Here is a 20,198-nt window from a genome sequence, read left to right as displayed (position 1 = left end):
ACAAGGCGAATCCGGAGTCGGCGAATCGGCGGGAATTTGCTTATAAAGTCCTGAATTCGGGGAAAGTTCCTTAGTATCATGTTGCGTTTGTCCCTGCTTCTTGGAGCCGCGGTTTACGCGGTGCTCGTGGTGTTGTCCGAAACAGTGCCGGTCCGGGATACCGATGGCGGTGCCTTGGCGGCCGCGCCATCCGTCCCCGATCCCGTGGCCTTGCCCGCGCGAAACATGCTCGTGACCGAGGATGGCCGCCACCTCGCCATTGCGGCCGTCATCTCGCCCGCCCTTGTCGCGCCGGATGCCGCGGTCGCCATGGTATCCACCCGACCCGCAACGGAGGTGATTGCCTCGGCCTCGACGGGCCTGGCGGAGGACCTTCCGCGGGTCGAGGTGACGGGCCGCTACGTCAACCTGCGCGCCGGACCATCGTCGCAAGCGGCAGTGCTGACGGCGCTGGGCCAGGGCGAACAGGCGGAACTGATCGGGGCGGATGGCAACGGCTGGGTCCTCATCCGCGCCGTGTCGACCGGGATCGAGGGCTACATGGCCGACCGGTTCGTGGCGGTGGTGAACTGACCCAATGATCCATCAACATGGCCGTACAAATCTGATTGGATCGTCTCATCGCGCTTCATGAGGTCGTCGGCATGACATAGGGAGGTTTTTCGACAGCATCCTTTACGACAATCTTATCGCTGTCGGAGGTTATTCATTACCACCTTGCGCGACAGTGTTCGTATTTGCCGAAATTTCGGCATTTGTTGAGTAACGATTCCAGATCGAAAGATCTGACTTTTTTCGGGGTTTTCCAATGTATCCCAATTCAAGCGCCTACAGTGCCTTTTCAACTTCAAAAAATGGGAATGTCTATTTCCCTCAAAAGGCTGAAAATCGATATTCAGTCTTTGCAGCCCAAAAGAAAAGAGCGGGCATAAGGCCCGCTCTTTCCATTCCGATTGATCCGGGTGGATCAGAAGGCCATGCTCAGACCCAGCGAGAAGGTCGACGATGTCCCAACAGTTGCACCCGAAGCATTCACTGCCGTGACTTTGCTTTCGCCATAGCCAAGGTGGGCGGAGAGACCGCCACCGAGGTTATATTGCGCTGCGAGGCCGTAGCCCTCGGAGTCAGCTTGGTTGGACGCAACGCCCCAATCGAACTCGCCAAAGTTGGCCGAGACGGTGATTGCATCGAAGTTGTAGCCGATCCCCACACCAACATATTCGCCGTCGGCAAGATAGAAACCGTCGTCAGATACGTCGAGGTAGTTCACGCCGATCGACAGACCCGCATCGAGAGCGACGATTGCGGACAGTCCGAGGGAACTGAAGCCCTGATCGCCCGCAATCGGGGCACCAGCTGCGTTAATGGCAGCGATGCCAGCGGCAGACGTAGCCAGCACGCCTGTGGGTACGGCGCGGCGGTTTGCATCGGAAACACTTGCGTAACCGAGGCCCAGGTTCAGCTCCCCACCAGCGAACTCGAGATCGTAGGCGAGACCGATCTGCATCACTGCATCACCGTCGCGAGTGGCAGAACCGTCGACTTCAGCCGAAACCGCTACGCCGAAACCGCCAATCGAATACTCGTAGCGAAGCTGCTGTCCATTGTAGATGGAGTCGGCACCGCCTGCGTTGAGATACCCAGCATGGCCGGTTTCGTTGTCGGCGATCGAGCCTGCGTTGCGGATCGCATTCAGCTCGTCGACCGCCCAATCAAACGCACCGTCGGTGTCGCCCATGGTCAGGCGACCGAAGTCACCCGAGACGAACACGGTGAAGTCTGCGAATGCGCCCGCACGATCAACGAGACCATCGTTGCGATCCGTGGCGTCTTCCAGGTCAACAACCGCGCCGAAGGACAGACCATTGTCGGTCGTGCCGGACAGAGAGAAGCGAACGTCAACCGACTGGAAGAACGTGGTAGGGGTGGTGCCGGAGCCGCCAGCGATACCCATTTCGGCCGAGCCTTCGAGCCGGATATTGCCACTACGATCCGGATGACCAGAGATCGTCGACTGGGCTGCGGCGGCGCCAGCGAATGCCACCAGGGCAGTCGTAGCGAAGATACTGCTTTCCAATCCGGCATTGTTTTTCATTACGACTCGGGCTATCGGTTAATTCCTGATTTCGAGCGACGGATTGACCGAATCCCAATTCCGCTGCGTTCGCCCGGATCATGGAATGACGCCCGTTCTGACGGGGCGTTTGTAGCCGTACCAGTATTTTCGGTTTCCAATTTTCTTTCCCTGTTGTTCAGCCGGAAAAGAAATGCCGTTGCCTGTTCCCTCGTAACCCCGGTGCCCAACCAGGGGGGTGGATGATGTTTGAAGATATCGAAAGCCCCGCAATCCGGGGATTGTCGTTCTGCGAACCGGTCGAAACGCTCAATGCCTTTTTCGATCGGCATTACATGCCCCATTGCGCCGCGACCACGCGCGGCCATCGGCATTCCCGGCTGACCTATGAAAAACATCTGCGCGACAGCCTTGGGCCGATGCGCTGGTCCGAATTGTCGCCGCTCGCCCTGAATGCCTGGGTGCGGGGACAGGTGGCGCAACGGCTCAAGAACACCACGATCAACAAGCACATCTTCCTTGTGAACCGTCTTCTGCGCACGGCGCGCGACTGGGGCGCGATCCCGGAGGGCGTGCGCCCCCCGCCGCTCTTGCGGAAACTGCCCACGGGCGATTACAGGCAGCGGTTCCTGTCGCAAGACGAGATCCGGCGGCTGCTGATCGAATGCGACCGGATCAACCATCCCTATCTGGGCTCCTTCATCCGGTTCCTGCTGCTGACCGGCGCCCGCAAGGGGGAGGCGCGCACGGCGCGTTGGCGCGACATCTCCTTCGAGGCGGGCACATGGCGGGTGCCCGTGTCCAAGAACGGTCGGTCGCGCCGGATCATGCTGAGCGAGGCGGCGCTCGACCTGCTCGCCACGCTGCGCGAGGGAACGGATCGCCTGGGGCTGGGCACGGAGCCGGGGGATTACCTGTTCCCCAACCCGCGCACGGGCACCTGTTACAACGGCTTTCACCTCGCCTATTTCCGGGCGCGGGATGCGGCGGGGCTGCCCGATGTGCGGATCCACGATCTGCGCCACACCTTTGCCAGCCTTCTGATCAACAACGGCGTCAGCCTCTACGAGGTGCAGGAACTGCTGGGGCATTCCTCGGTGTCGATGACGCAGCGGTATGCGCATCTTCTGCCCAACAAACTGCGCAGCCGGACCGAGATCGTGGGCCGCATCGTGGAGGGCAGCCCCGGGGCCTGACCGATCCGCGCATCCGATTTTCCGCGTGAGCGGAGCGGCGATCCCGTCTATGCAGCAGCCGGTGTGGTGGCAGGAGCAGGGGCAGGGACATGGCGCGCAGCGTTCTCATCACCGGGTGTTCGTCCGGCATCGGGCGGGCGGCCTGCGACACGTTGCGCGCGCGCGGCTGGACGGTCATCGCCTCGGCCCGCCGGGCGGAGGATGTCGCGGTGTTGCAGGACGATGGATTTGCCGCACTCCGCATCGACCATCACGACAGCGCCAGTATCGCCGATGGCTTCGCCCAAGCCGTCGCGCTGGCAGGCGGGCGGATCGACGCGCTGTTCAACAATGCGGGCCACGGGATGCCGGGTGCCGCCGAGGACCTGCCGCGCGGCGCGCTGGAGGAGGTGTTTTCCTCGAACCTTTTTGGTCTGCACGAGCTGACCACCCATGCGATCCGCCACATGCGGGCGCAGGGTGGGGGGCGGATCGTGCAGCATTCCTCGGTCGTGGGGTTCACCGCGCTGCGGTGGCGGGCGGCCTATGTGGCGAGCAAACACGCGCTCGAGGGGCTGACCAACACGATGCGGATCGAGCTGCGCGGCACGGGCATCCATGTCGCGATCCTGAACACCGGGCCTGTCACCTCGGGGTTCCGCGACCGGTCGATGGCGCAATTCGACCGCTGGATCGATGCGGAAGCTTCCCCTCATGCCGAATTCTACCGGGTGAAATGGACCCAGCGCCGCGAGGCGGGGCGCGATGCCTTTGAGCTTGGGCCCGAGGCTGTGGTGGCCAAGCTGGTCCATGCGCTGGAAAGCCCGCGACCGCGGCGGCGCTACTACATCACGACGCCCGCCTATATCGCCGCCGCGCTGACCCGCATCCTGCCCGATGCGGCGCAAGATTGGATCATCGCGCGGCTCTAGCCTTTTGGCGCTGCGGCGCTAGGCTAGGGTGCTCGACAACACGAAGGGACGGCAAACGTGGAAGACCCGCTTCTGATCATCGCCTTGGTGGCCTGCTTGGGCGTGCTCGTCATCTTGCTGATGGGGATCAACTCGTTTCGCAAGGGCACCGCAGAGGCCGCGAAACAATCCAACAAATTCATGCGCTGGCGCCTGATCGCGCAGTTCGGGGCGGTGGTCCTGATCATGATCTTCGTCTGGGTGCGCGGGCAATCGGGAGGCTGAAGCATGGTTGTGCTGAACAAGATCTACACCCGCACGGGCGATGCGGGGGAAACGGCACTGGGCGATGGCAGCCGGGTGGCGAAGCATTCGGCGCGCGTCGCGGCCTATGGCACGGTGGACGAGTTGAACGCGATGCTGGGTGTCGCGCGGCTGCATGCATCGGGCGAGATGGCCGATCAGCTCAAGGCGATCCAGAACGACCTGTTCGACCTGGGGGCGGATTTGTGTACGCCCAACATGGAGAAGGACGAGGAACGCCCATACCCGGCGTTGCGCATCATCGCGGCGCAGGTCGACCGGTTGGAACGCGAGATCGACGCAATGAACGCGCGGCTAGAGCCGCTCAGGAGCTTCATTTTGCCCGGCGGTTCGGCGTTGTCGGCGCATCTGCATGTCTGCCGGACGGTGGCGCGGCGGGCCGAGCGGCTGAGCGTCGAGCTGGGCACGGTGGAATCGATCAATGCGGAGGGGGTGAAATACCTCAACCGCCTGTCGGATTGGTTCTTTGTCGCGGGCCGCATCGCCAACAACGACGGCAAGGACGACGTGTTGTGGGTTCCGGGGGCGAACCGCTGAAAGCGGCGCAAGGTCCGGTGGACCTTGTGGCACCCGGAAGGGCGGAGCCCCAGCGCCGAGGGTGGGGGCGCAAGGATGACGGCGCGCAGGCTCTTCAGGGCAGGATGGCCATGAGCCCCTGCGCCAGAACGCCTGCGGCGATGGGCACCCCAAGGCTTGCCACCAGCCGCAGCGCGGCGAAACGCCAGCCCATGATCGGGGCCTCATAGGCCAGAACGCGGTGAAGCGCGAAGACGGACCAGCCCGAGATCAGCGCCACGATCTGCGGCAGGCCCGCGCCGCCCTGCAAGATGACCAGCGCAATGGGGAAAGAGGTCATCGGCCCGCCCGGCAAGAGCCCCCCGATGATCGAGGCGATGGCGATGCCCATGACCCCGGATTGCGGCCCGATGTAGGGGACCAGCGCATCGACCGGCAGCACCTGCATCAGGAAAGACGCGGCAAGAATGGCAAGCGGCAGCCGGATCGCCAGTGCCTTGCCCTGATCGAACCCCATCTTGCCGGCGGCGACCAGACCGGGTTGGCCCTGCCTGCGGTAGACGATCAGGGCCAAGGCCCCGACAATGGTCCAGATGGCGATGGCGGCGGCGATCATTCGGCGGGTGCCTTGCGCAGGGCGAAGATCGGCAGCCGCACCAAGGCCCGCGCCAATAGCCCCGCAAGGATCGGCAGAGGCAGGCATACGAGCGTGCGCACCAGCGTGAATTCTGCCCCCATCAGCGGCAATTCCCAGACGATCAGGCGGTTCACCCCAATGAGCGCCCATGAGGTCAGATAGGCGATCAAGGCGCCCGCATCCGCCCCCGCAACCCAGAGCGCATGGACCACGGGAAAGGAGGTGAAGGGCCCGCCCGGCGTGATCGCGCCCGCGAAGCTTGCCAGCATCAGGCCCCGCATCCCCGATTCCTGCCCCAAGAGCGCCGCGACCCTGTCCCGGCTGACAAGCCGCGAGATCAGACCGCCCATCAAAAGCCCCGCCGCGAGTTGCGGCAGCACGATCAGCAACAGGCCAAAGGCCTCGGCCATGCCCGCGCCGACCAGCGGCAAGCCGCCCTGCCAGAAACAGGCGGCCCCACCGGCGATGGCGAGGATCAGGAAGACGATATCGGTCCGGGTCAGCCGCACAGGCGCGCTCCGTCGCGACGGCAAGGGAAAGGCCGATACGGGCCGCGTCAAGGCGCCCGGTCGGGTGGAGTGCGGGATGCCGCCGCCGTCATAGCGGCACCCGGATCAGGGGTGGCACCGCCCTGTCCGCCGCGCAACGTATCGGACGATCCGCGCCGGGCGGCAAGGCGATAACAGCCCGGTGCGATCAGCGCATCGGTTCGAACAGTGCCTCGCGCAGGGTGCAGTCGCGCGCGACATCGGGGGCGCAGTCGCGCGGTTCCAGATCGCGGGTCAGGCAGATCCGCACCTCCTGCACCCGTCCGTCACGACAGGTGACGGTCAGCATGTCGTCGGTCAGGGCGGGGTTTTCCTCCAAAAACGCCTCCTCGATCACCTCGGCGGGCAGGCGGACGGGACGCTCCAACCGGCGCAAGAGGTCGGGGCGCGTCACGCCCTCGTAGGCCAGCCGCGACAGGCGGAAATACTCCTGCGCGCTCAGTCCCGTGCAGCTTCCGTGCTTGCGCCACTGATGCCAGGCGAGCCCCGAGGATCCCATGATATCGACCATCGCCCCGGTTTCGCCGCGCGACGCCGGACGCTCGGCCGTGGGGCAAAAGCTTGGCCAGCCGTCCTCGTATTGCGGCCAAAGCCCGTGCAGCGTGAAACCATACCCCTGCCCCGGGTCGCATTGCGGCGAATTCCGGTCGTCGCCTTCGATCGCACACCATGTCGGCGTCCAGCTGAGGGCGAGGACGTAATAGTCGAAATCCCCCGCCCGCTCTCCCTCGGCCCAGGCCGGGCTTGCCAAGACGAACACCAACGCCACCAACCACCGTGTCATTTTCTCTTCCCTCTGCGCGCTTGCGCGCCTATATACCGCCCGACTTCCCCGAAATCGAGGAATGGCGGAGAACCCTCCGCCGCCGGCCCGCCCGGCAGGGGATGAGGCGTATCTGAAGGACGGATGACGATGAACAAACCGATCATGGCCAAGGCCACCGCCGTCTGGCTGGTGGACAATACCACGCTCAGCTTCAAGCAGATCGGCGATTTCTGCGGCCTGCACGAGCTGGAGGTTCAGGGCATCGCGGACGGCGACGTGGCGCAGGGCGTCAAGGGCTTTGACCCGATCGTCAACAACCAGCTGACGCAAGAAGAAATCGACAAGGGCGAGGCGAATCCGGCCTACACGCTCAAGCTCAAGTTCAACGCCGCCGCCGTGGGCGAGGAAAAGCGCCGTGGGCCGCGCTACACGCCCCTGTCCAAGCGGCAGGACCGCCCGGCCTCGATCCTTTGGCTGGTGAAGTTCCACCCCGAATTGTCGGACGGCCAGATCTCCAAGCTGGTGGGCACCACCAAGCCGACGATCCAGGCGATCCGCGAACGCTCGCACTGGAACATCAACAACATCCAGCCGATCGATCCGGTGGCGCTTGGCCTGTGCAAGCAGTCCGAACTGGACGCTGCCGTGCAGAAGGCCAACGCCAAGAAAGCCCGCGAGGGTGGCGTGATGACCGATGACGAGCGGATGAAGCTCGTGTCGACCGAAACCAGCCTTGCCATGGATACCGAACCGCGCATCCCCAGCGCGATCTCTGGGCTGGAGACCTTTACCCTCGGCACCACCGAGGAAGAGGACGAGGACAAGCCGCAGCGCCAGTACGACGCGGAAAGCCTGTTCAACCTGCCCGCGGGCGGCGATGACGACGACGAGGATGAAGACGACGACGGCCGCCGCCGCCGCTGAACGGCGCGATCAGTTGAGGAACGGGAAACCCCGGATCGGAAGGTCCGGGGTTTTTGTTTGGGGGGTAGGGTGCGCCTTCAGGCGCACCTGTGACGTGCGGCCTGAGGGTGGTGGGGGGGCATTGGTGGGTTTCACCGACCCTACAGGGGCGCCTCGCGTGTGGGGTTGGTGCGCCTGAAGGCGCACCCTACGCCGGGAGATGGGCCGGGGTGGCGCGGTCGCAGGTAGGGTGTGCCTTAAGGCGCACCAGTGGCGTGCGCCGCGAGGGTGGTGGGTTTCACCCACCCTACGGTGCGGAGCAATCGCATGTCGGCGGGGGTTTTGGTGCGCCTGAAGGCGCACCCTACCCAAGGGGTGGGATGGCCCTCAATGCGCCGCGACGCCGGCGCCGTCCAGCAGCGTGCGGCCGCCGTCGACGGTGACGATCTGGCCCGTCACGAAGCCCGCCCCTTCGGAGGCAAGGAACTGCACCGCCCCCGTCACCTCGCGCGCGGCGGCGATGCGGCCCAGCGGCGTGGCACGCTTGATATCGTCGCGCAGCCCGCCCTCGTCGGCCAGCGCCGCCTTGAGGCTTGCCGACATGACTGACCCGAAGGCCACGCCGTTCACGCGGATGCGGTGCGGGGCCAGCGCCATCGCCAGAGAGCGCGTCGCCTGATCCAGCGCGGCGGCGGCGATGGAATAGCCCATCAGATCGGGATGCGATTGGCGCGCTGCGATGGAGGACAGGTTGATGATCGACCCGATGCAGGCGTCGTCGGTCCGCTCTTCCTCTTCGGCGCGGGCGATCATGCGGCGCGCCACCGCTTGGCTCAGGCGCAGCGCGGTGAACATGTTCTGATCCAGAAGCGCCTCGACCGAGGTATCGCCGGCATCCAGCGCATCGGTTCGCAGCATCTGGCGGCTGGCATTGACGAGGATGTCGATCCCGTCGAAGGCGTCGATCGTGGCCGAGACGAGGTTTTCGATCGTCAGCTTTTCGCGCAGGTCGCCCGAGAACCAGCGGATGTTCTCGTTCTCGCCCTCGGTCTCGCCGCATTCGTCGGCAAGGCGCAGCTTGTCGCGGTCAGCGAACATCACCTTGGCGCCGCGATCCACGAAATGGCGCGCGATGGCGAGGCCGATGCCGTTGGCTGCACCCGTGACGATGGCGGTCTTGCCCTGAATGGAAAGTGTCATGGATGGATCCGGTCCCCGGCTTCGCGGCGGTCAGCGTTTCGGCTTGGCCGCTTCATAGATCTTGTAGCCTTCCAACTCGCCCAGAAGCCGCCCGGTGCCAAAGGCGGCCTTGAGCGCGTCTTCATACGGCAGATGGCGATTGGCCACCATGAAAAACCTGCCGCGGGCGCTGAGCATCCGCGCGGCGGCTGCGATGAAGGCCCGCCCCAGCGCCGGATCGGCGCGGCGGCCGGTGTGAAAGGGCGGGTTGGCGACGATCGCGTCATAAAGCCCGTCGGGCTGGAACCGCGTCACATCGGCCCAATGAAACCGCGCGCGGGGATCGTCGATATTGGCGGCGGCCGCCTCCAGCATGGCGTGATCGGCCTCGATCAGGTCCATCTCGGTGATCTGGTCCTGTTCCGACAGGATTTCCCCCGCGACATAGCCCCAGCCCGCGCCCAGATCCGCCACACGGCCCGTCAATTGCGGCACGAGGGCGACGAGGATCTCGGAGCCCCGGTCCGGCCCCTCGGCGGAAAAGCCGCCGGGAACGGTGACATAACCGTCCTCCGTCTCGGTCGGTTCCGGCATCCAGCCCATCACCGTCTCGGGCAGGGTCTCGGGCCGGGAGAGCCAGATCAGCTTGCCATGCGCCTTGGAGAAGACACCGCTGATGTCGAACACGCCGCGCAGCGTCTTGAGGATCGTCTCGATCCCCTCTTCCTTCTGGCCGTCGACCATCAGGAGCCCACCGGGGCGCAGCACCATCAGCGCCTCGGCGATGCTGGCCATCGTGCCCGCCCGCGCCTTGACGATCTGCACCAGGGCTGCGGAAAACGCCTCCCCCTCGGGGAGATCGGGCATCACGCGCAGGCCGCGCGCGGCGAGCATGTCGTGATCGGGCGCGAATCCCTGCACGCAGGTCACATCACCGAGGGCTGCGACATCGCCGTCACCGCGCGCGCGCAGGACGACAACCGGGCCGGGGGGCAGCGCAATCTCGCCCGCCTCCAGCGCTAGGATCCATCTGTCAGGGGTCATGGCGGGCTACGAGGACCGGATTGGTATCGCGTCCACGGGAAACGAGGATTCGGTTCCCTGTGTGTCGCGACATGCCTGTCAGTCCTCTTTCTCCATCGTGCATTGCAGCGGGTGCTGGTTGCGGCGGGCGAAATCCATCACCTGCGCGACCTTGGTTTCCGCGATCTCGTAGGAAAACACGCCGACCACGGCAACGCCTTTCTTGTGGACGGTCAACATGATCTCGACCGCCTGCGAATGGGACACGCCGAAAAACCGCTCGAGAACGTGCACGACGAATTCCATCGGCGTGTAATCATCATTCAGAAGCAGCACCTTGTACATCGGCGGGCGCTGCGTCTTGGGTTTCGTCTTGGTGATGACATCCGCTTCGCCGTCCGTCTTCGGCTTGTCGGCCATCATCTGCCAGGCGTCGATCTGCATCGCGTCTCCACTCGGCATTCGGGTTGCCGGCTGTCCGTTCCGTGGTCGCACTATATAAGGCACAGGGCGATTCAGAAAAGAGGGCTAAGGACAATGGCCGGAGCGCTGACCACCATCGGCTTCGATGCCGACGACACACTTTGGCAGAACGAGACCTTTTTCCGCCTCACGCAGGAGCGTTTCGCCGAACTTCTGGCCGATCACGCCGAACGCGCGCATCTGCACGAACGCCTGCTGGCCGCCGAGCGGCGCAACCTTGGCCATTACGGATTCGGCATCAAGGGCTTCATGCTCTCGATGATCGAAACCGCCATCGAGGTAACCGAAGGCCGCGTCCCCGCCCCCGTCATCGCCGAAATCCTTGCTGCCGGGCAGGAGATGCTGTCCCACCCGATCGAGCTGTTGCCCCATGCCGCCGAGGTGGTGGCCGACCTGTCGGGCCGGTTCCGGCTGGTCCTGATCACCAAGGGCGATCTTCTGGATCAGGAACGCAAGCTGGCGCAATCGGGTCTGGGCGAGATGTTTCACGCCGTCGAAATCGTCTCGAACAAGACCGAAGCCACCTATGCCCGCGCCTTTGCCCGCCATGGCGACGGAGCGGCGCGCGCGATGATGGTGGGCAATTCGATGAAATCCGACGTGCGCCCCGCGCTCGACGCGGGGGCCTTCGGCGTTTTCGTGCCGCATGGCCTGACATGGGAGCTGGAACATGCCGAGGCGCCCGAGGGCAACGCGCGGTTCCACGAGATCGCCGATCTGGGCGCCCTGCCCACGTTGGTTGAAGATCTGGCACGGTGACGCAGGTTTGACCGGCGCGTGATTGACCGGCGCGCGCGCGCCCGGCAAGTGTGATCCATGATCGATGCCGCGCTTTTACCCCTCCAACGCCGCTTGCTGACGCCTCCGGGCCAATGGCTTGCCGCGCGTGGCGTGCGGGCCGATCACCTGACCATCGCGGGTTGCCTTGTGGGCCTTGCGGCGGCGGGGGCGGCGGCGATGGGGCTTTACGGTCTGGCGCTCCTTGGTCTGGCGCTGAACCGGCTGGCCGATGGGCTGGACGGGGCGGTCGCGCGGGTGACGGGGCCGACGGATCGGGGCGCGTTTCTCGATATCGCGCTCGATTTCGTGTTCTACGCGGCCTTTCCCTTGGGCTTTGTGCTAGCCGATCCGGGGGCGAATGCGCTGCCCGGTGCGGTGTTGATCGCGAGTTTCGTGATCTCGGGCACATCGTTCCTGGCCTTTGCCAGCATCGCCGCGCGGCGCGGCCTGACGGCAGCGGACTACCCGAGCAAGGGGATCTACTACCTTGGCGGGCTGACCGAAGGGGCGGAAACCATCGCGGTTTTCGCCGCCTTTTGCCTGTTTCCGGCGTGGTTTCCCGTGCTGGCGTCGGTCTTTGCCGCCGCTTGTGCGGTCACGGGGCTGACGCGGTTCGCGGCCGGGTGGCGGGCGTTCGACTAGGGCCGATTTGCTGCCGCAAAACGGATGAGCCAACGCGCGTTTTCCGCCTCCCTTCAGACCTTGAGCACGATCTTTCCGATATGCGCGCTGCTTTCCATCCGGGCATGGGCGCCGGCCGCGTCATCGAGCGCGAAAACCCGGTCCATCACCGGCTTGATGCGACCCGACGACAGCAAGGGCCAGACATGGGCCGCCAGATCCGCCGCGATATCGGCCTTGGCCGCATCCGATTGCGGGCGCAGCGTGGACCCCGTGATCGTCAGCCGCCGCATCATCACCTGGGCGAAATTCAACTCCACCTTGGGCCCTTCGAGGAAGGCGATCTGCACCAACCGCCCGTCATCGGCCAGCGCCTTGACGTTGCGCGGCAGGTAGGAGCCGCCCACCATGTCGAGGATCAGGTTCGCGCCACCCTCGGCCAGCATCGCCTCGACGAAATCGGCCTCGCGGTAATTTATCGCGCGCTCGGCCCCCAATGCCTCGCAGGCGGCGCATTTGTCCGCCGACCCGGCGGTGGTGAAGACGCGCGCGCCCATCGCATGGGCAAGCTGGATCGCGGTCGTCCCGATGCCCGACGATCCGCCATGGACCAAGAACCGCTCCCCCGCCTTGAGCCGCCCGCGCAAAAAGACATTGGTCCAGACGGTGAAGAAGGTTTCGCACAGCGCCGCGGCCTCGGCCATCGACAGGCCATCGGGAATGGGCAGGGCGTGATCCTGATGGGTGAGCGCGTATTGCGCGTAGCCGCCGCCGGGCAGGAGCGCGCAGACCGCATCGCCCACTTTCCAGCGCGTCACATCGGGGCCGACGGCGGCAATCACGCCCGCCGCCTCCAGCCCCGGCAGGTCGGAGGCACCCGGCGGCGGGGCGTAATTGCCCGCGCGTTGCAGCGCATCGGGTCGGTTCACGCCGGCATGGTCGACCGCGATGAGGATCTGGCCCGATCCCGGCACCGGCACGGGCCTTGTGCAGGGCTTGAGAACCTCCGGCCCGCCGGGGGCAGTGATCTCGATCGCGTGCATCGTCTCTGGCATGGGGGCCTCCGTCCTCTCCGTCAGGAGGAGACTTGACCAAGGCAGGCTAAAGCCGCAAGGGCGGGAATGCCGCGCCTCAGCGCCGCCAGCGCCCCGGCAACCCCTCCGTGGACATGGCCGAGGGGGCCTTGACCCGGCTTGCCAGCCATTCCGGCCCCGCCATGAGGGGCTTGAGCAACCGGTTTTCGCGCATCGCGCGTTTCGCCCGTTCAAAGCGCATCACGTCGTCGATCCGCCGTTCGAGGAAGGACCAGGTCGCGGCATGGTCCATCGACTGGTCGCCCAGCCAATAGAGCACCGTCGCGGAATAGACGCCCGACAGCGTGGCGCGCTTGGTATACCAGTTCAGATCCTCCGACGTGTCGCCCAGCGCGGTCCAGATCGCATCCGCCGTCTGCCACAGCGCCTTTGCCCCGTCGGCGGCATGGATGGGCAGCGCGAACAGCGTCACGCCGCGCCGCACGGCTTCCTTGTCGGGTTCGACAAGCTCCAACCGGGTGCGGATCGCATGGGCGACCCGGTCGCTGTAGCGCAGCGCCGTGAGATCGCTGGAGGCCAGCGCCGCAACCATGGCCGCATCGCCGCGCGCATGAAAGGCCAGCGCCATGTCGACCGCGCCCCTCGGGAACAGCGCCCGCGCCTCGGGCAGGGACAGGCCCGCATCGGCGGCGGCAGCGCGAAAGCTTGCCTCCGACCAGCCGTCAAAGGGCACATGCATCAGCGCCGCCTCGATCATGGCCGCCTTGGGATCCTGCATTTCGGACATGGATAGCCCCCTTCGTCTGTCGGTTTCCGGACAGTAGACAAGTTAGGGGGCCTTTGCTATACGGCCACCTCCTGCGTTTATCATGCAACTCTAACTTAGGAAGGTGGTGACACCAGAATGCAGGTCAGTGTTCGCGACAACAACGTCGATCAGGCACTCCGCGCCCTGAAGAAAAAACTTCAGCGCGAAGGCGTTTTTCGGGAAATGAAGCTCAAGCAACATTACGAAAAGCCCTCGGAGAAGAAAGCGCGCGAGAAGGCCGAGGCCATCCGCCGCGCCCGCAAGCTGGCGCGCAAGAAATTGCAGCGCGAAGGGCTTCTCTGAAGCGTCTCGATCGGCGCGTGAGCCGGTTGAAAAAAGAACCCCCGGTCCAAGGCCCGGGGGTTTTGCTTTTTCTGGACCGACCCGTTTGAGGTCTCAGTTTCCGGCCGCGATCTCTTGCGCGATGGCGGCACTCTGGGCCGCGCGCCCCTGCGCCTGCAACAATTCGAGATTGTTGTCCGAATCATCGTCGTAGATCCGGCTTTCGCGCACGCCCGGCAGTCGACCGAACCGCGCCATGGTGCGCGCCGGGAACATGCTGGTGCCGATCGATTCGAAACCCGGCGTCCGGCTCAGCACACGGCTGATCGACAGGGAGCATTGCGCCTGCGGCACCGCCCCATAGCTTTGCACCGCTTGCGACAATTGCGCGGCCACTTCGGGCGTCACGTCGATTTCCTGCATCACGATGTGGTACGTCTCGCGCGCATGGTAATCGAGGTAGAAGCCCATGAAGGGCTCGCCCATCCCGAAAAGCACGTCGTTGCGTTCGGGAATCATCGGGTGATACCAGCTTCCCGCCGGATCGAAGACCAGCCTTTGCGCCCCGTCGATGATGAGGGCGGAATGACCACCGGCCCCGCTGGTGTTCGAGATCATCGTCATCAGCGTGACGGTCGGGCCGCCCGCGGGGCGATAGGCTGCGGAGCTGACCACCGCATCGGGGGCCCAGACGCTTTCCGCCGCGCAACCCGCCAGCGTCCCGGCCAGCGCCAGCGCGATGACGGCCCGAACCAGTCGCTTCATCGTGCGAAGATCGCGAGGAAGATCACGATGGCGATGGCGACGATGCCGATGTTCGTGCTCATACGCATGAAACCGGAAAAGGTCTTTTCCTGCTCGGTGATATCCATCTCGCCGTGCTTGTGCTTCTTGTCGGCCATGTCATGCCCTCCGGTCCGGGTGTCGTGTTCACGTTCGGGCCTCGGCATACCGCATTCCACCAGCCCTGTCAGCCCTTTGGCCACGGGCCCGCAGGGGCATCGCGCCGCAGGTTCATCCAGCCCGGTGATAGAGCCAAGCGCCATCCGCGCGCCGCTCGCGGCGGATCGCCCCCGTCGCCAGCAAATGGTTGAGATGCGCCACCGCCTCGACCAGCGCCAGACCATAGGTCCCGCCATCGATCTGCCGCTTGAACAGCGGCGGGAAGCAGTCCGCGGCGGTTTTCGGCCCCGTCTCCAGATGCGCGCACAGTCGCCCAAGCGCGCCGGTGTGGTTGTCGATCATCTGCCGCAGCCGGTCGGGCAGGCCGGAAAAGGGCAGCTTGTGCCCGGGCAGGACCAGATGATCGGGGCGCGCATGTGGCACGAAGCCCGCGCAACTCTCCAGCCAATCGCCCACTGGGTCGGCCCCCGGTTCGGTCGCATAGACCCCGAGGTTGGGCGAGATCGTCGCCAGCATCTGGTCGCCCCCGATCACCAACCCGTCGTCACGGCTCCAGAATGTCGCGTGATCGGGCGCGTGCCCCTGCCCGAAGCGGATGTCCCAGACACGGCCGCCCATGGAAAAGCTGTCGCCATCCTTCAGCCGCGAGAACCCCAGCGGCATCGGATGCACCATGTCGCAGAAATTGAACGGACGTTCCGCGCGGCGTGCCTCGAACACCGCCGCGTCCATGCCCGCGCCGCGCCAGAAGTCCAGCGTTTCGGGCGTGGGCAGGGGCTGTTCGTCCAGCGTCAGCATCCGCGCCATGAGCCATGCGGTGCGGGTCATCCACAGCTCGGCCCCCTGCGACTGGAACCAGCCCGCCAAACCGACGTGATCGGGATGATGATGCGTGACCACCAGCCGCCGCACCGGCACGCCCTGCAACGGACCGGCCAACGCCGCCTCCCAGATCGCGCGGGTCTTGCGACTGTCGAGGCCGGTATCCACCAATGTCCAGCCATCGTCGTCTCGCAATGCGTAGGCATTCACATGGTCCAGAACCATCGGCAGCGGGATGCGCAGCCACAGGACGCCATCGGCGACCTCCACGGCCTCGCCCGGTGCGGGGGCGGCCTCGAACGCGGTCAGGATCACGCCGCCAGATCGTCGGGCGACAGATCGTACAGCCCCGCCGCCCCATGCCGCGCCTGCGCGAACAGACCCTGCGCCTCGGGCAGCAGCCGGTCGATATAGAACCGCGCCAGCGCACCGCGCGCCGCATCACCCGCCGCAGCCGCCCGAAGGTGGTAGACCGCCCCCAGCACCCGCGCGAAGCCCATCAGGTAGGGGAAAGAGCCCCCGAACCGGTCGTTCATCTCCATCGCCAGCAGCGCCTCGGTCGCCCCGCGCAGGGCCTGCGCCATCTGTGCGACCGGCGCACCCATGGCATGTCCGGCCGCCTCGGCCTCCAGCGCGTCGATCAGCGCCCCGATGGCAGCCCCCCCATCGGCCATCTTGCGCCCGACAAGGTCCATCGCCTGAATGCCGTTCGTACCCTCGTAGATGGCGGCGACCCGGACATCGCGGGCGAATTGGGCCACGCCTGTCTCCTCGATGTAGCCCATGCCGCCATGCACCTGGATGCCGATATTGGCGACCTTGATCCCCATCTCGGTCCCATAGGCCTTGGCGATGGGCGTCAGCACGGCCGCGCGGGCGGCCTGAGCCTCATCGCCCGCATGGCCAAGATCGATGGAGACCGCCAGATCAAGCGCCATGGCGCGCGCGGCGAATGTTTCGGCCTTCATCTCCATCAGCATCCGCCGCACATCGGCGTGATCCACGATGGCACCAGAGCCACCCTCCACCAGCGGCCGACCCTGCCGCCGGTCCATGGCATAGGCGATGGCGGCCTGTGTCGCGGCATCGCAGATCGACACGCCATGCACGGCCACACCGAGCCGCGCATTGTTCATCATGGTGAACATCGCGGCCATCCCCCGGTTTTCCTCACCCACCAGCCAGCCCTTGGCCCCGTCATATTGCATGACGCAGGTGGGCGAGCCGTGCAGGCCCAGCTTGTGTTCGAGGCTGACGACCTTGAGGCTGTTGGCAACACCCGGCTCGCCCGCCGCATCGGGGATCAGCTTGGGCACAAGGAAGAGCGATATCCCCTTCGTCCCCTTGGGTGCATCGGGCAAGCGCGCCAGCACCAGATGCACCACGTTGCCGGTGAAATCATTGTCGCCCCAGGAGATGTAGATCTTCTGGCCCGTGATCTTGTAGGTCCCGTCGCCCGCCGGTTCGGCCCGCGTCGTCAACGCGCCCACGTCGGATCCCGCCTGCGGTTCGGTCAGGTTCATCGTGCTCGACCAGTCCCCGCTGGTCAGCCGCGGCAGGTAGAGCGCCTTGATCTCCTCGCTTGCGTGATGTTCCAGCGCCTCGATCTGGCCCTGCGTCATCAGCGGGTTCATCTGCAAGGCAAGGCAGGCCGCTCCCGCCATGTCGTTCACGCAGGTCGTGACCGTGATGGGCAGGCCCAGGCCGCCATGGTCGGGGCTTGCGGAAATCGCCGTCATCCCGGCCTCGGCCATGGCGCGGTAGCCGTCGGCATAGCCGGGCGGGGTGCGCACCACGCCGTTCTCCAGCCGCGTGGGCTGCATGTCGCCGATGCGGTTGAGAGGCGCCAGAACCTCTTCGCAGATCCGGCCCGCCTCGCTCAAAAGCGCGCGCACCGTCTCGGGCGTCGCCTCGGCGTGGCGCGGCAGCGCCGACACGCGGTCGAACCCCGCAACATGGGCCAACAGGAACTCGAACTCGGCAATCGGCGCGCGATACGGCATCGGCTTGGTTCTCCCCTTCCCTCCGGACCTGTCATTGCACGGATGCGCGATCCGCGCTACGCGCTTGGCCCTGTCGCCCCAAGGCTAGGGGCGCGCCCCCGCCCCGATCAACCGCAACGTCACGTCAGAGCCATGAGCCCGCCCGAAATCCTGCCCGACACCGCAGACGGCCACGCCCGCGCCGCCGCGATCCTGCGGCAAGGCGGGCTTGTCGCGCTGCCGACCGAAACGGTCTACGGGCTGGCCGCCGACGCGACCGGGGATGCCGCCGTCGCAGGCATCTACGCGGCCAAGGGGCGGCCCGGCCACAATCCGCTGATCGTGCATGTCCCAGACCTTGCCGCCGCCGAAACGCTGGCGGGTTTCCCCGATCCGGCGCGCGCGCTGGCCGAAGCCTTTTGGCCCGGCCCGCTGACGCTGGTCCTGCCGCTGAAGCCGGGACACGGCCTGTCGCCCCGCGTCACGGCGGGCCTGCCCACGGTCGCGCTGCGCGTTCCGGCCCATGCCGCGATGCAGGCCGTTCTGCGCGCGGCGGGCCGCCCGCTGGCCGCGCCCTCGGCCAATCCCTCGGGCAAGATCACCGCGACCACGCCCGCCCATGTGCTGGCGGGGCTTGGCCCCCGGATCGCGGCGGTTCTGGATGCCGGGCCCTGCGCGGTGGGGGTCGAATCCACCATCCTCGCCCCGGCCCCCTCGGGCACGCGGCTTCTGCGCGACGGGGGACTTTCGCGGGAGGTCATCGAACCCATCACCGGGCCGCTGATCGCGGACACCACACCGGGCGCAAAGCTCGAAGCGCCGGGGCAGATGACCAGCCATTACGCGCCGCACGCCCCGCTTTATCTGGGTGGCCAGCCGCAACCGGGCGAGATCATCATCGGATACGGCGCCGTGCAGGGCGACCTGACCCTGTCGCCCAAGGGCGATCTGGCCGAGGCGGCCCGCAACCTCTTTTCCTGCCTTCACACCGCCGATGCGCTGGCCGCCGCGCGCAACGCCCCCGCGATCCGCGTGGCCGAGATCCCGGAAACCGGGCTGGGCCGCGCGCTGAACGACCGGTTGCGCCGCGCCGCCGCGCCGCGCGACTGACAGCCGATCGCGGCCGGACCTAGGGCGCGCTGTCCCGCGTCTCGTCCGGTGTTGCGACAAGACCGTACCGCGCCGCGACCCGCCAGACATGGGCGGGCACCATGTTCTTGACCCGCGCCGGATAGGCGCGGCGCAGATGCAAGATTGTCTCGATCGCCTTCATCTCGACCCGCGCGCGGGCGAATTCCAGCCCCCGCGGCCCGATCCGGGGTTGCAAAAAGGCCACGATGGGCCGCGCCCAATCCGGCATGGACCGCAGCGGCAGGCCGCCCGCCGCGCGTTCGGTATTGGCCAAAAACCCTTTCACCGCGCCGATCCGCTTGCCCTTGTCGGTCAGGGGCCGTTCGGCCAGCCGGGGGCGGATCGCGTCGAGCATCTCCACCCCGCGCGGGTTGCGCACGATCACCCATTGATCGCCATCGCCCCCCATGTAGCCCACCGTGATATCGGCCAGCCGGTTGGTATAATCCACGCAGGTCTTGCAGGTCATGGGGAAGAAATCGGCCGGCAGTTTCGAGATCGGCAATTTCAGGAACGGCACCAACCGGTCCGGCCTGCCATCGTCGAAGCGCAGCTCGACCCGGTAATCGGCCCGGAACTCGAGATAGGAAATCGTCTCGGGCCGCGCATCCAAGAGCGCGAGGAAGGCGTGGAAATTCTCGGTCGTGGTGTTGTCGGAACAGGGCGTGCCGATGACATGGATCCGCTCGAACCCCAACTCCGCCTCGATCTGGCGAAGCGCATAGACCTGGCAGGGTATGCCGATCACCGCGATGCGGCGATGCCCCGCTGCCGCCGCAGGTTCCAGCGCGGCCAGCGTCGGCGCGTACCCCATCCGCATCCCCCGGCAATGCGCGAGGTCGGCGGGGTCGGTCACGATCACGGGCTCTGGCCGCCAACGGTCCTCGGGATGCGGCCGCACGGCCAGAACCGCGTCGACCACGCCGCGTTCCAGCAGGCTTGCGGCCAGCGCGGTTGTGATCCCGCTCCATTGCGCGCCCTCTGCCGCCGGTGTCAGGCGGGCGCGGATCATCGCGCGGCTCACGCCGAAAAACGCCTCCTCCCCCAGATCGGGATCAGCGGCGCGGCCATGGACGCGGGCTTCGGTCGTCTCGTAATCGGGCTGGATGAACTGGCAGGCCCGCCCACAGGCGCGCCCGTCGCCCATGCGGCTGACGCCGCAATCGGTGCAAAGCCCGGGACGCGCAGCCCCGCCAAGGCTGGGCACGCTCAGACCGGGGCGGGAATTGTCCTTGGGCATGGGGCAGATATCCGGGGGAAGGGGTGTTGGGCCACTATCCCTGTCACATCCCAAAC

At 66.1% G+C, this 20,198-nt stretch carries 24 protein-coding genes; 10 read left to right on the top strand and 14 right to left on the bottom strand.

The features are described 5' to 3' along the window. The first annotated feature begins 78 nt into the window (after nt 1–78). Nucleotides 79–573: an SH3 domain-containing protein gene (locus QQK63_RS00720; protein WP_277827869.1), complete on the top strand. Its 495-nt coding sequence runs from the start codon at nt 79–81 to the stop codon at nt 571–573. Between the two features lie 394 nt (nt 574–967). On the opposite strand, the gene QQK63_RS00715 is transcribed toward QQK63_RS00720, so the two are convergent. After that, entirely contained in the window at nt 968–2,095 is a 1,128-nt protein-coding gene (locus QQK63_RS00715; protein WP_277827871.1) for a porin, read from the bottom strand. 221 nt (nt 2,096–2,316) lie between these two features. Between QQK63_RS00715 and QQK63_RS00710 the strand changes: the two genes are divergently transcribed. The 4 genes from QQK63_RS00710 to QQK63_RS00695 all read left to right on the top strand — a co-directional run bounded on the left by QQK63_RS00710 (nt 2,317) and on the right by QQK63_RS00695 (nt 5,021). Then, on the top strand, nt 2,317–3,270 hold the full coding sequence (locus tag QQK63_RS00710; protein ID WP_277827873.1) for a tyrosine-type recombinase/integrase: 954 nt from the start codon (nt 2,317–2,319) through the stop codon (nt 3,268–3,270). Between the two features lie 89 nt (nt 3,271–3,359). Beyond that, nucleotides 3,360–4,181: an SDR family NAD(P)-dependent oxidoreductase gene (locus tag QQK63_RS00705; RefSeq protein WP_277827875.1), complete on the top strand. Its 822-nt coding sequence runs from the start codon at nt 3,360–3,362 to the stop codon at nt 4,179–4,181. Nucleotides 4,182–4,238: 57 nt separating this feature from the next. After that, nucleotides 4,239–4,445: a twin transmembrane helix small protein gene (locus QQK63_RS00700; protein ID WP_277827877.1), complete on the top strand. Its 207-nt coding sequence runs from the start codon at nt 4,239–4,241 to the stop codon at nt 4,443–4,445. A gap of 3 nt (nt 4,446–4,448) precedes the next feature. Beyond that, a complete protein-coding gene (locus tag QQK63_RS00695; protein WP_277827879.1) occupies nt 4,449–5,021 on the top strand; it encodes a cob(I)yrinic acid a,c-diamide adenosyltransferase in 573 nt (190 codons plus the stop codon). A gap of 94 nt (nt 5,022–5,115) precedes the next feature. Here the strand turns inward: QQK63_RS00695 and QQK63_RS00690 are convergent, their stop codons facing one another. From QQK63_RS00690 to QQK63_RS00680, 3 genes are all read right to left on the bottom strand, one after another. Further along, the gene (locus QQK63_RS00690) at nt 5,116–5,616 is read right to left on the bottom strand and encodes a hypothetical protein (RefSeq protein ID WP_277827881.1); all 501 of its coding nucleotides are present in this window, start codon (nt 5,614–5,616) and stop codon (nt 5,116–5,118) included. Then, on the bottom strand, nt 5,613–6,146 hold the full coding sequence (locus QQK63_RS00685; protein ID WP_277827883.1) for a permease: 534 nt from the start codon (nt 6,144–6,146) through the stop codon (nt 5,613–5,615). Before QQK63_RS00685 ends, QQK63_RS00690 begins: the two co-directional genes overlap by 4 nt. 187 nt (nt 6,147–6,333) lie before the next feature. Further along, nucleotides 6,334–6,969, bottom strand: a complete 636-nt coding sequence (locus QQK63_RS00680) for a ribonuclease T2 family protein (RefSeq protein WP_277827885.1) — start codon at nt 6,967–6,969, stop codon at nt 6,334–6,336. A gap of 129 nt (nt 6,970–7,098) precedes the next feature. Here QQK63_RS00680 and QQK63_RS00675 point away from each other — a divergent pair, with 129 nt between their 5' ends. Beyond that, a complete protein-coding gene (locus QQK63_RS00675; protein WP_277827887.1) occupies nt 7,099–7,875 on the top strand; it encodes a DUF1013 domain-containing protein in 777 nt (258 codons plus the stop codon). 366 nt (nt 7,876–8,241) lie between these two features. Here the strand turns inward: QQK63_RS00675 and QQK63_RS00670 are convergent, their stop codons facing one another. The 3 genes from QQK63_RS00670 to clpS all read right to left on the bottom strand — a co-directional run bounded on the left by QQK63_RS00670 (nt 8,242) and on the right by clpS (nt 10,500). Continuing rightward, nucleotides 8,242–9,054: an SDR family NAD(P)-dependent oxidoreductase gene (locus QQK63_RS00670; protein WP_277827889.1), complete on the bottom strand. Its 813-nt coding sequence runs from the start codon at nt 9,052–9,054 to the stop codon at nt 8,242–8,244. A gap of 30 nt (nt 9,055–9,084) precedes the next feature. Next, nucleotides 9,085–10,077: a class I SAM-dependent methyltransferase gene (locus QQK63_RS00665; protein ID WP_277827891.1), complete on the bottom strand. Its 993-nt coding sequence runs from the start codon at nt 10,075–10,077 to the stop codon at nt 9,085–9,087. Between the two features lie 78 nt (nt 10,078–10,155). Then, nucleotides 10,156–10,500: an ATP-dependent Clp protease adapter ClpS gene (clpS, locus tag QQK63_RS00660; protein WP_277827893.1), complete on the bottom strand. Its 345-nt coding sequence runs from the start codon at nt 10,498–10,500 to the stop codon at nt 10,156–10,158. A 93-nt stretch (nt 10,501–10,593) separates the two neighbouring features. Here clpS and QQK63_RS00655 point away from each other — a divergent pair, with 93 nt between their 5' ends. Together QQK63_RS00655 and QQK63_RS00650 are read left to right on the top strand one after the other, a co-directional pair. After that, nucleotides 10,594–11,298 carry an HAD family hydrolase gene (locus QQK63_RS00655; RefSeq protein WP_277827895.1) on the top strand — a complete coding sequence of 235 codons (705 nt, stop codon included), beginning with the start codon at nt 10,594–10,596 and terminating at the stop codon, nt 11,296–11,298. 57 nt (nt 11,299–11,355) lie between these two features. Next, nucleotides 11,356–11,961, top strand: coding sequence for a CDP-alcohol phosphatidyltransferase family protein (locus QQK63_RS00650; protein ID WP_277827897.1), 606 nt, complete (start codon nt 11,356–11,358; stop codon nt 11,959–11,961). A 53-nt stretch (nt 11,962–12,014) separates the two neighbouring features. On the opposite strand, the gene QQK63_RS00645 is transcribed toward QQK63_RS00650, so the two are convergent. Both QQK63_RS00645 and QQK63_RS00640 read right to left on the bottom strand, forming a co-directional pair. Beyond that, entirely contained in the window at nt 12,015–12,995 is a 981-nt protein-coding gene (locus tag QQK63_RS00645) for an NAD(P)H-quinone oxidoreductase (RefSeq protein ID WP_277827899.1), read from the bottom strand. Nucleotides 12,996–13,071: 76 nt separating this feature from the next. Next, the gene (locus tag QQK63_RS00640) at nt 13,072–13,752 is read right to left on the bottom strand and encodes a COQ9 family protein (protein ID WP_377135734.1); all 681 of its coding nucleotides are present in this window, start codon (nt 13,750–13,752) and stop codon (nt 13,072–13,074) included. 126 nt (nt 13,753–13,878) lie between these two features. Here QQK63_RS00640 and rpsU point away from each other — a divergent pair, with 126 nt between their 5' ends. Continuing rightward, the gene (gene rpsU, locus QQK63_RS00635; RefSeq protein WP_277827904.1) at nt 13,879–14,085 is read left to right on the top strand and encodes a 30S ribosomal protein S21; all 207 of its coding nucleotides are present in this window, start codon (nt 13,879–13,881) and stop codon (nt 14,083–14,085) included. Nucleotides 14,086–14,178: 93 nt separating this feature from the next. Here rpsU and QQK63_RS00630 read toward each other — a convergent pair whose 3' ends face one another. The 4 genes from QQK63_RS00630 to QQK63_RS00615 form a co-directional block, all read right to left on the bottom strand. After that, on the bottom strand, nt 14,179–14,829 hold the full coding sequence (locus QQK63_RS00630) for a hypothetical protein (RefSeq protein ID WP_277827906.1): 651 nt from the start codon (nt 14,827–14,829) through the stop codon (nt 14,179–14,181). Next, the gene (locus QQK63_RS00625) at nt 14,826–14,966 is read right to left on the bottom strand and encodes an aa3-type cytochrome c oxidase subunit IV (RefSeq protein ID WP_277827908.1); all 141 of its coding nucleotides are present in this window, start codon (nt 14,964–14,966) and stop codon (nt 14,826–14,828) included. The genes QQK63_RS00630 and QQK63_RS00625 overlap by 4 nt, the downstream gene beginning before the upstream one ends. Nucleotides 14,967–15,078: 112 nt before the next feature. Beyond that, nucleotides 15,079–16,104, bottom strand: a complete 1,026-nt coding sequence (locus QQK63_RS00620; protein WP_277827910.1) for an MBL fold metallo-hydrolase — start codon at nt 16,102–16,104, stop codon at nt 15,079–15,081. Beyond that, nucleotides 16,101–17,792, bottom strand: coding sequence for an acyl-CoA dehydrogenase (locus QQK63_RS00615; RefSeq protein WP_277827912.1), 1,692 nt, complete (start codon nt 17,790–17,792; stop codon nt 16,101–16,103). The genes QQK63_RS00620 and QQK63_RS00615 overlap by 4 nt, the downstream gene beginning before the upstream one ends. 132 nt (nt 17,793–17,924) lie before the next feature. On the opposite strand from QQK63_RS00615, the gene QQK63_RS00610 reads away from it, so the two are divergent. Next, the gene (locus QQK63_RS00610; RefSeq protein ID WP_277827914.1) at nt 17,925–18,881 is read left to right on the top strand and encodes an L-threonylcarbamoyladenylate synthase; all 957 of its coding nucleotides are present in this window, start codon (nt 17,925–17,927) and stop codon (nt 18,879–18,881) included. 19 nt (nt 18,882–18,900) lie between these two features. Here the strand turns inward: QQK63_RS00610 and QQK63_RS00605 are convergent, their stop codons facing one another. Next, nucleotides 18,901–20,142 carry a Coenzyme F420 hydrogenase/dehydrogenase, beta subunit C-terminal domain gene (locus QQK63_RS00605; protein WP_277827916.1) on the bottom strand — a complete coding sequence of 414 codons (1,242 nt, stop codon included), beginning with the start codon at nt 20,140–20,142 and terminating at the stop codon, nt 18,901–18,903. Nucleotides 20,143–20,198 lie beyond the last annotated feature (56 nt).

This window comes from Roseicyclus marinus (genome assembly GCF_030163795.1).
Lineage (GTDB): Bacteria > Pseudomonadota > Alphaproteobacteria > Rhodobacterales > Rhodobacteraceae > Roseicyclus > Roseicyclus marinus.
Note: the sequence above shows the minus strand (reverse complement) of the source record. Positions and strands in the feature narration are given on the sequence as shown.

What these genes read in the sequence shown, in the direction of transcription:
- QQK63_RS00720 (WP_277827869.1), top strand. Translation starts at nt 79, where the DNA reads ATGTTGCGTTTGTCCCTGCTTCTTGGAGCCGCGGTTTACGCGGTGCTC.
- QQK63_RS00715 (WP_277827871.1), bottom strand. Translation starts at nt 2,095, where the DNA reads ATGAAAAACAATGCCGGATTGGAAAGCAGTATCTTCGCTACGACTGCC.
- QQK63_RS00710 (WP_277827873.1), top strand. Translation starts at nt 2,317, where the DNA reads ATGATGTTTGAAGATATCGAAAGCCCCGCAATCCGGGGATTGTCGTTC.
- QQK63_RS00705 (WP_277827875.1), top strand. Translation starts at nt 3,360, where the DNA reads ATGGCGCGCAGCGTTCTCATCACCGGGTGTTCGTCCGGCATCGGGCGG.
- QQK63_RS00695 (WP_277827879.1), top strand. Translation starts at nt 4,449, where the DNA reads ATGGTTGTGCTGAACAAGATCTACACCCGCACGGGCGATGCGGGGGAA.
- QQK63_RS00690 (WP_277827881.1), bottom strand. Translation starts at nt 5,616, where the DNA reads ATGATCGCCGCCGCCATCGCCATCTGGACCATTGTCGGGGCCTTGGCC.
- QQK63_RS00680 (WP_277827885.1), bottom strand. Translation starts at nt 6,969, where the DNA reads ATGACACGGTGGTTGGTGGCGTTGGTGTTCGTCTTGGCAAGCCCGGCC.
- QQK63_RS00675 (WP_277827887.1), top strand. Translation starts at nt 7,099, where the DNA reads ATGAACAAACCGATCATGGCCAAGGCCACCGCCGTCTGGCTGGTGGAC.
- QQK63_RS00670 (WP_277827889.1), bottom strand. Translation starts at nt 9,054, where the DNA reads ATGACACTTTCCATTCAGGGCAAGACCGCCATCGTCACGGGTGCAGCC.
- QQK63_RS00665 (WP_277827891.1), bottom strand. Translation starts at nt 10,077, where the DNA reads ATGACCCCTGACAGATGGATCCTAGCGCTGGAGGCGGGCGAGATTGCG.
- clpS (WP_277827893.1), bottom strand. Translation starts at nt 10,500, where the DNA reads ATGCAGATCGACGCCTGGCAGATGATGGCCGACAAGCCGAAGACGGAC.
- QQK63_RS00655 (WP_277827895.1), top strand. Translation starts at nt 10,594, where the DNA reads ATGGCCGGAGCGCTGACCACCATCGGCTTCGATGCCGACGACACACTT.
- QQK63_RS00650 (WP_277827897.1), top strand. Translation starts at nt 11,356, where the DNA reads ATGATCGATGCCGCGCTTTTACCCCTCCAACGCCGCTTGCTGACGCCT.
- QQK63_RS00645 (WP_277827899.1), bottom strand. Translation starts at nt 12,995, where the DNA reads ATGCCAGAGACGATGCACGCGATCGAGATCACTGCCCCCGGCGGGCCG.
- QQK63_RS00640 (WP_377135734.1), bottom strand. Translation starts at nt 13,752, where the DNA reads ATGCAGGATCCCAAGGCGGCCATGATCGAGGCGGCGCTGATGCATGTG.
- rpsU (WP_277827904.1), top strand. Translation starts at nt 13,879, where the DNA reads ATGCAGGTCAGTGTTCGCGACAACAACGTCGATCAGGCACTCCGCGCC.
- QQK63_RS00630 (WP_277827906.1), bottom strand. Translation starts at nt 14,829, where the DNA reads ATGAAGCGACTGGTTCGGGCCGTCATCGCGCTGGCGCTGGCCGGGACG.
- QQK63_RS00625 (WP_277827908.1), bottom strand. Translation starts at nt 14,966, where the DNA reads ATGGCCGACAAGAAGCACAAGCACGGCGAGATGGATATCACCGAGCAG.
- QQK63_RS00615 (WP_277827912.1), bottom strand. Translation starts at nt 17,792, where the DNA reads ATGCCGTATCGCGCGCCGATTGCCGAGTTCGAGTTCCTGTTGGCCCAT.
- QQK63_RS00610 (WP_277827914.1), top strand. Translation starts at nt 17,925, where the DNA reads ATGAGCCCGCCCGAAATCCTGCCCGACACCGCAGACGGCCACGCCCGC.
- QQK63_RS00605 (WP_277827916.1), bottom strand. Translation starts at nt 20,142, where the DNA reads ATGCCCAAGGACAATTCCCGCCCCGGTCTGAGCGTGCCCAGCCTTGGC.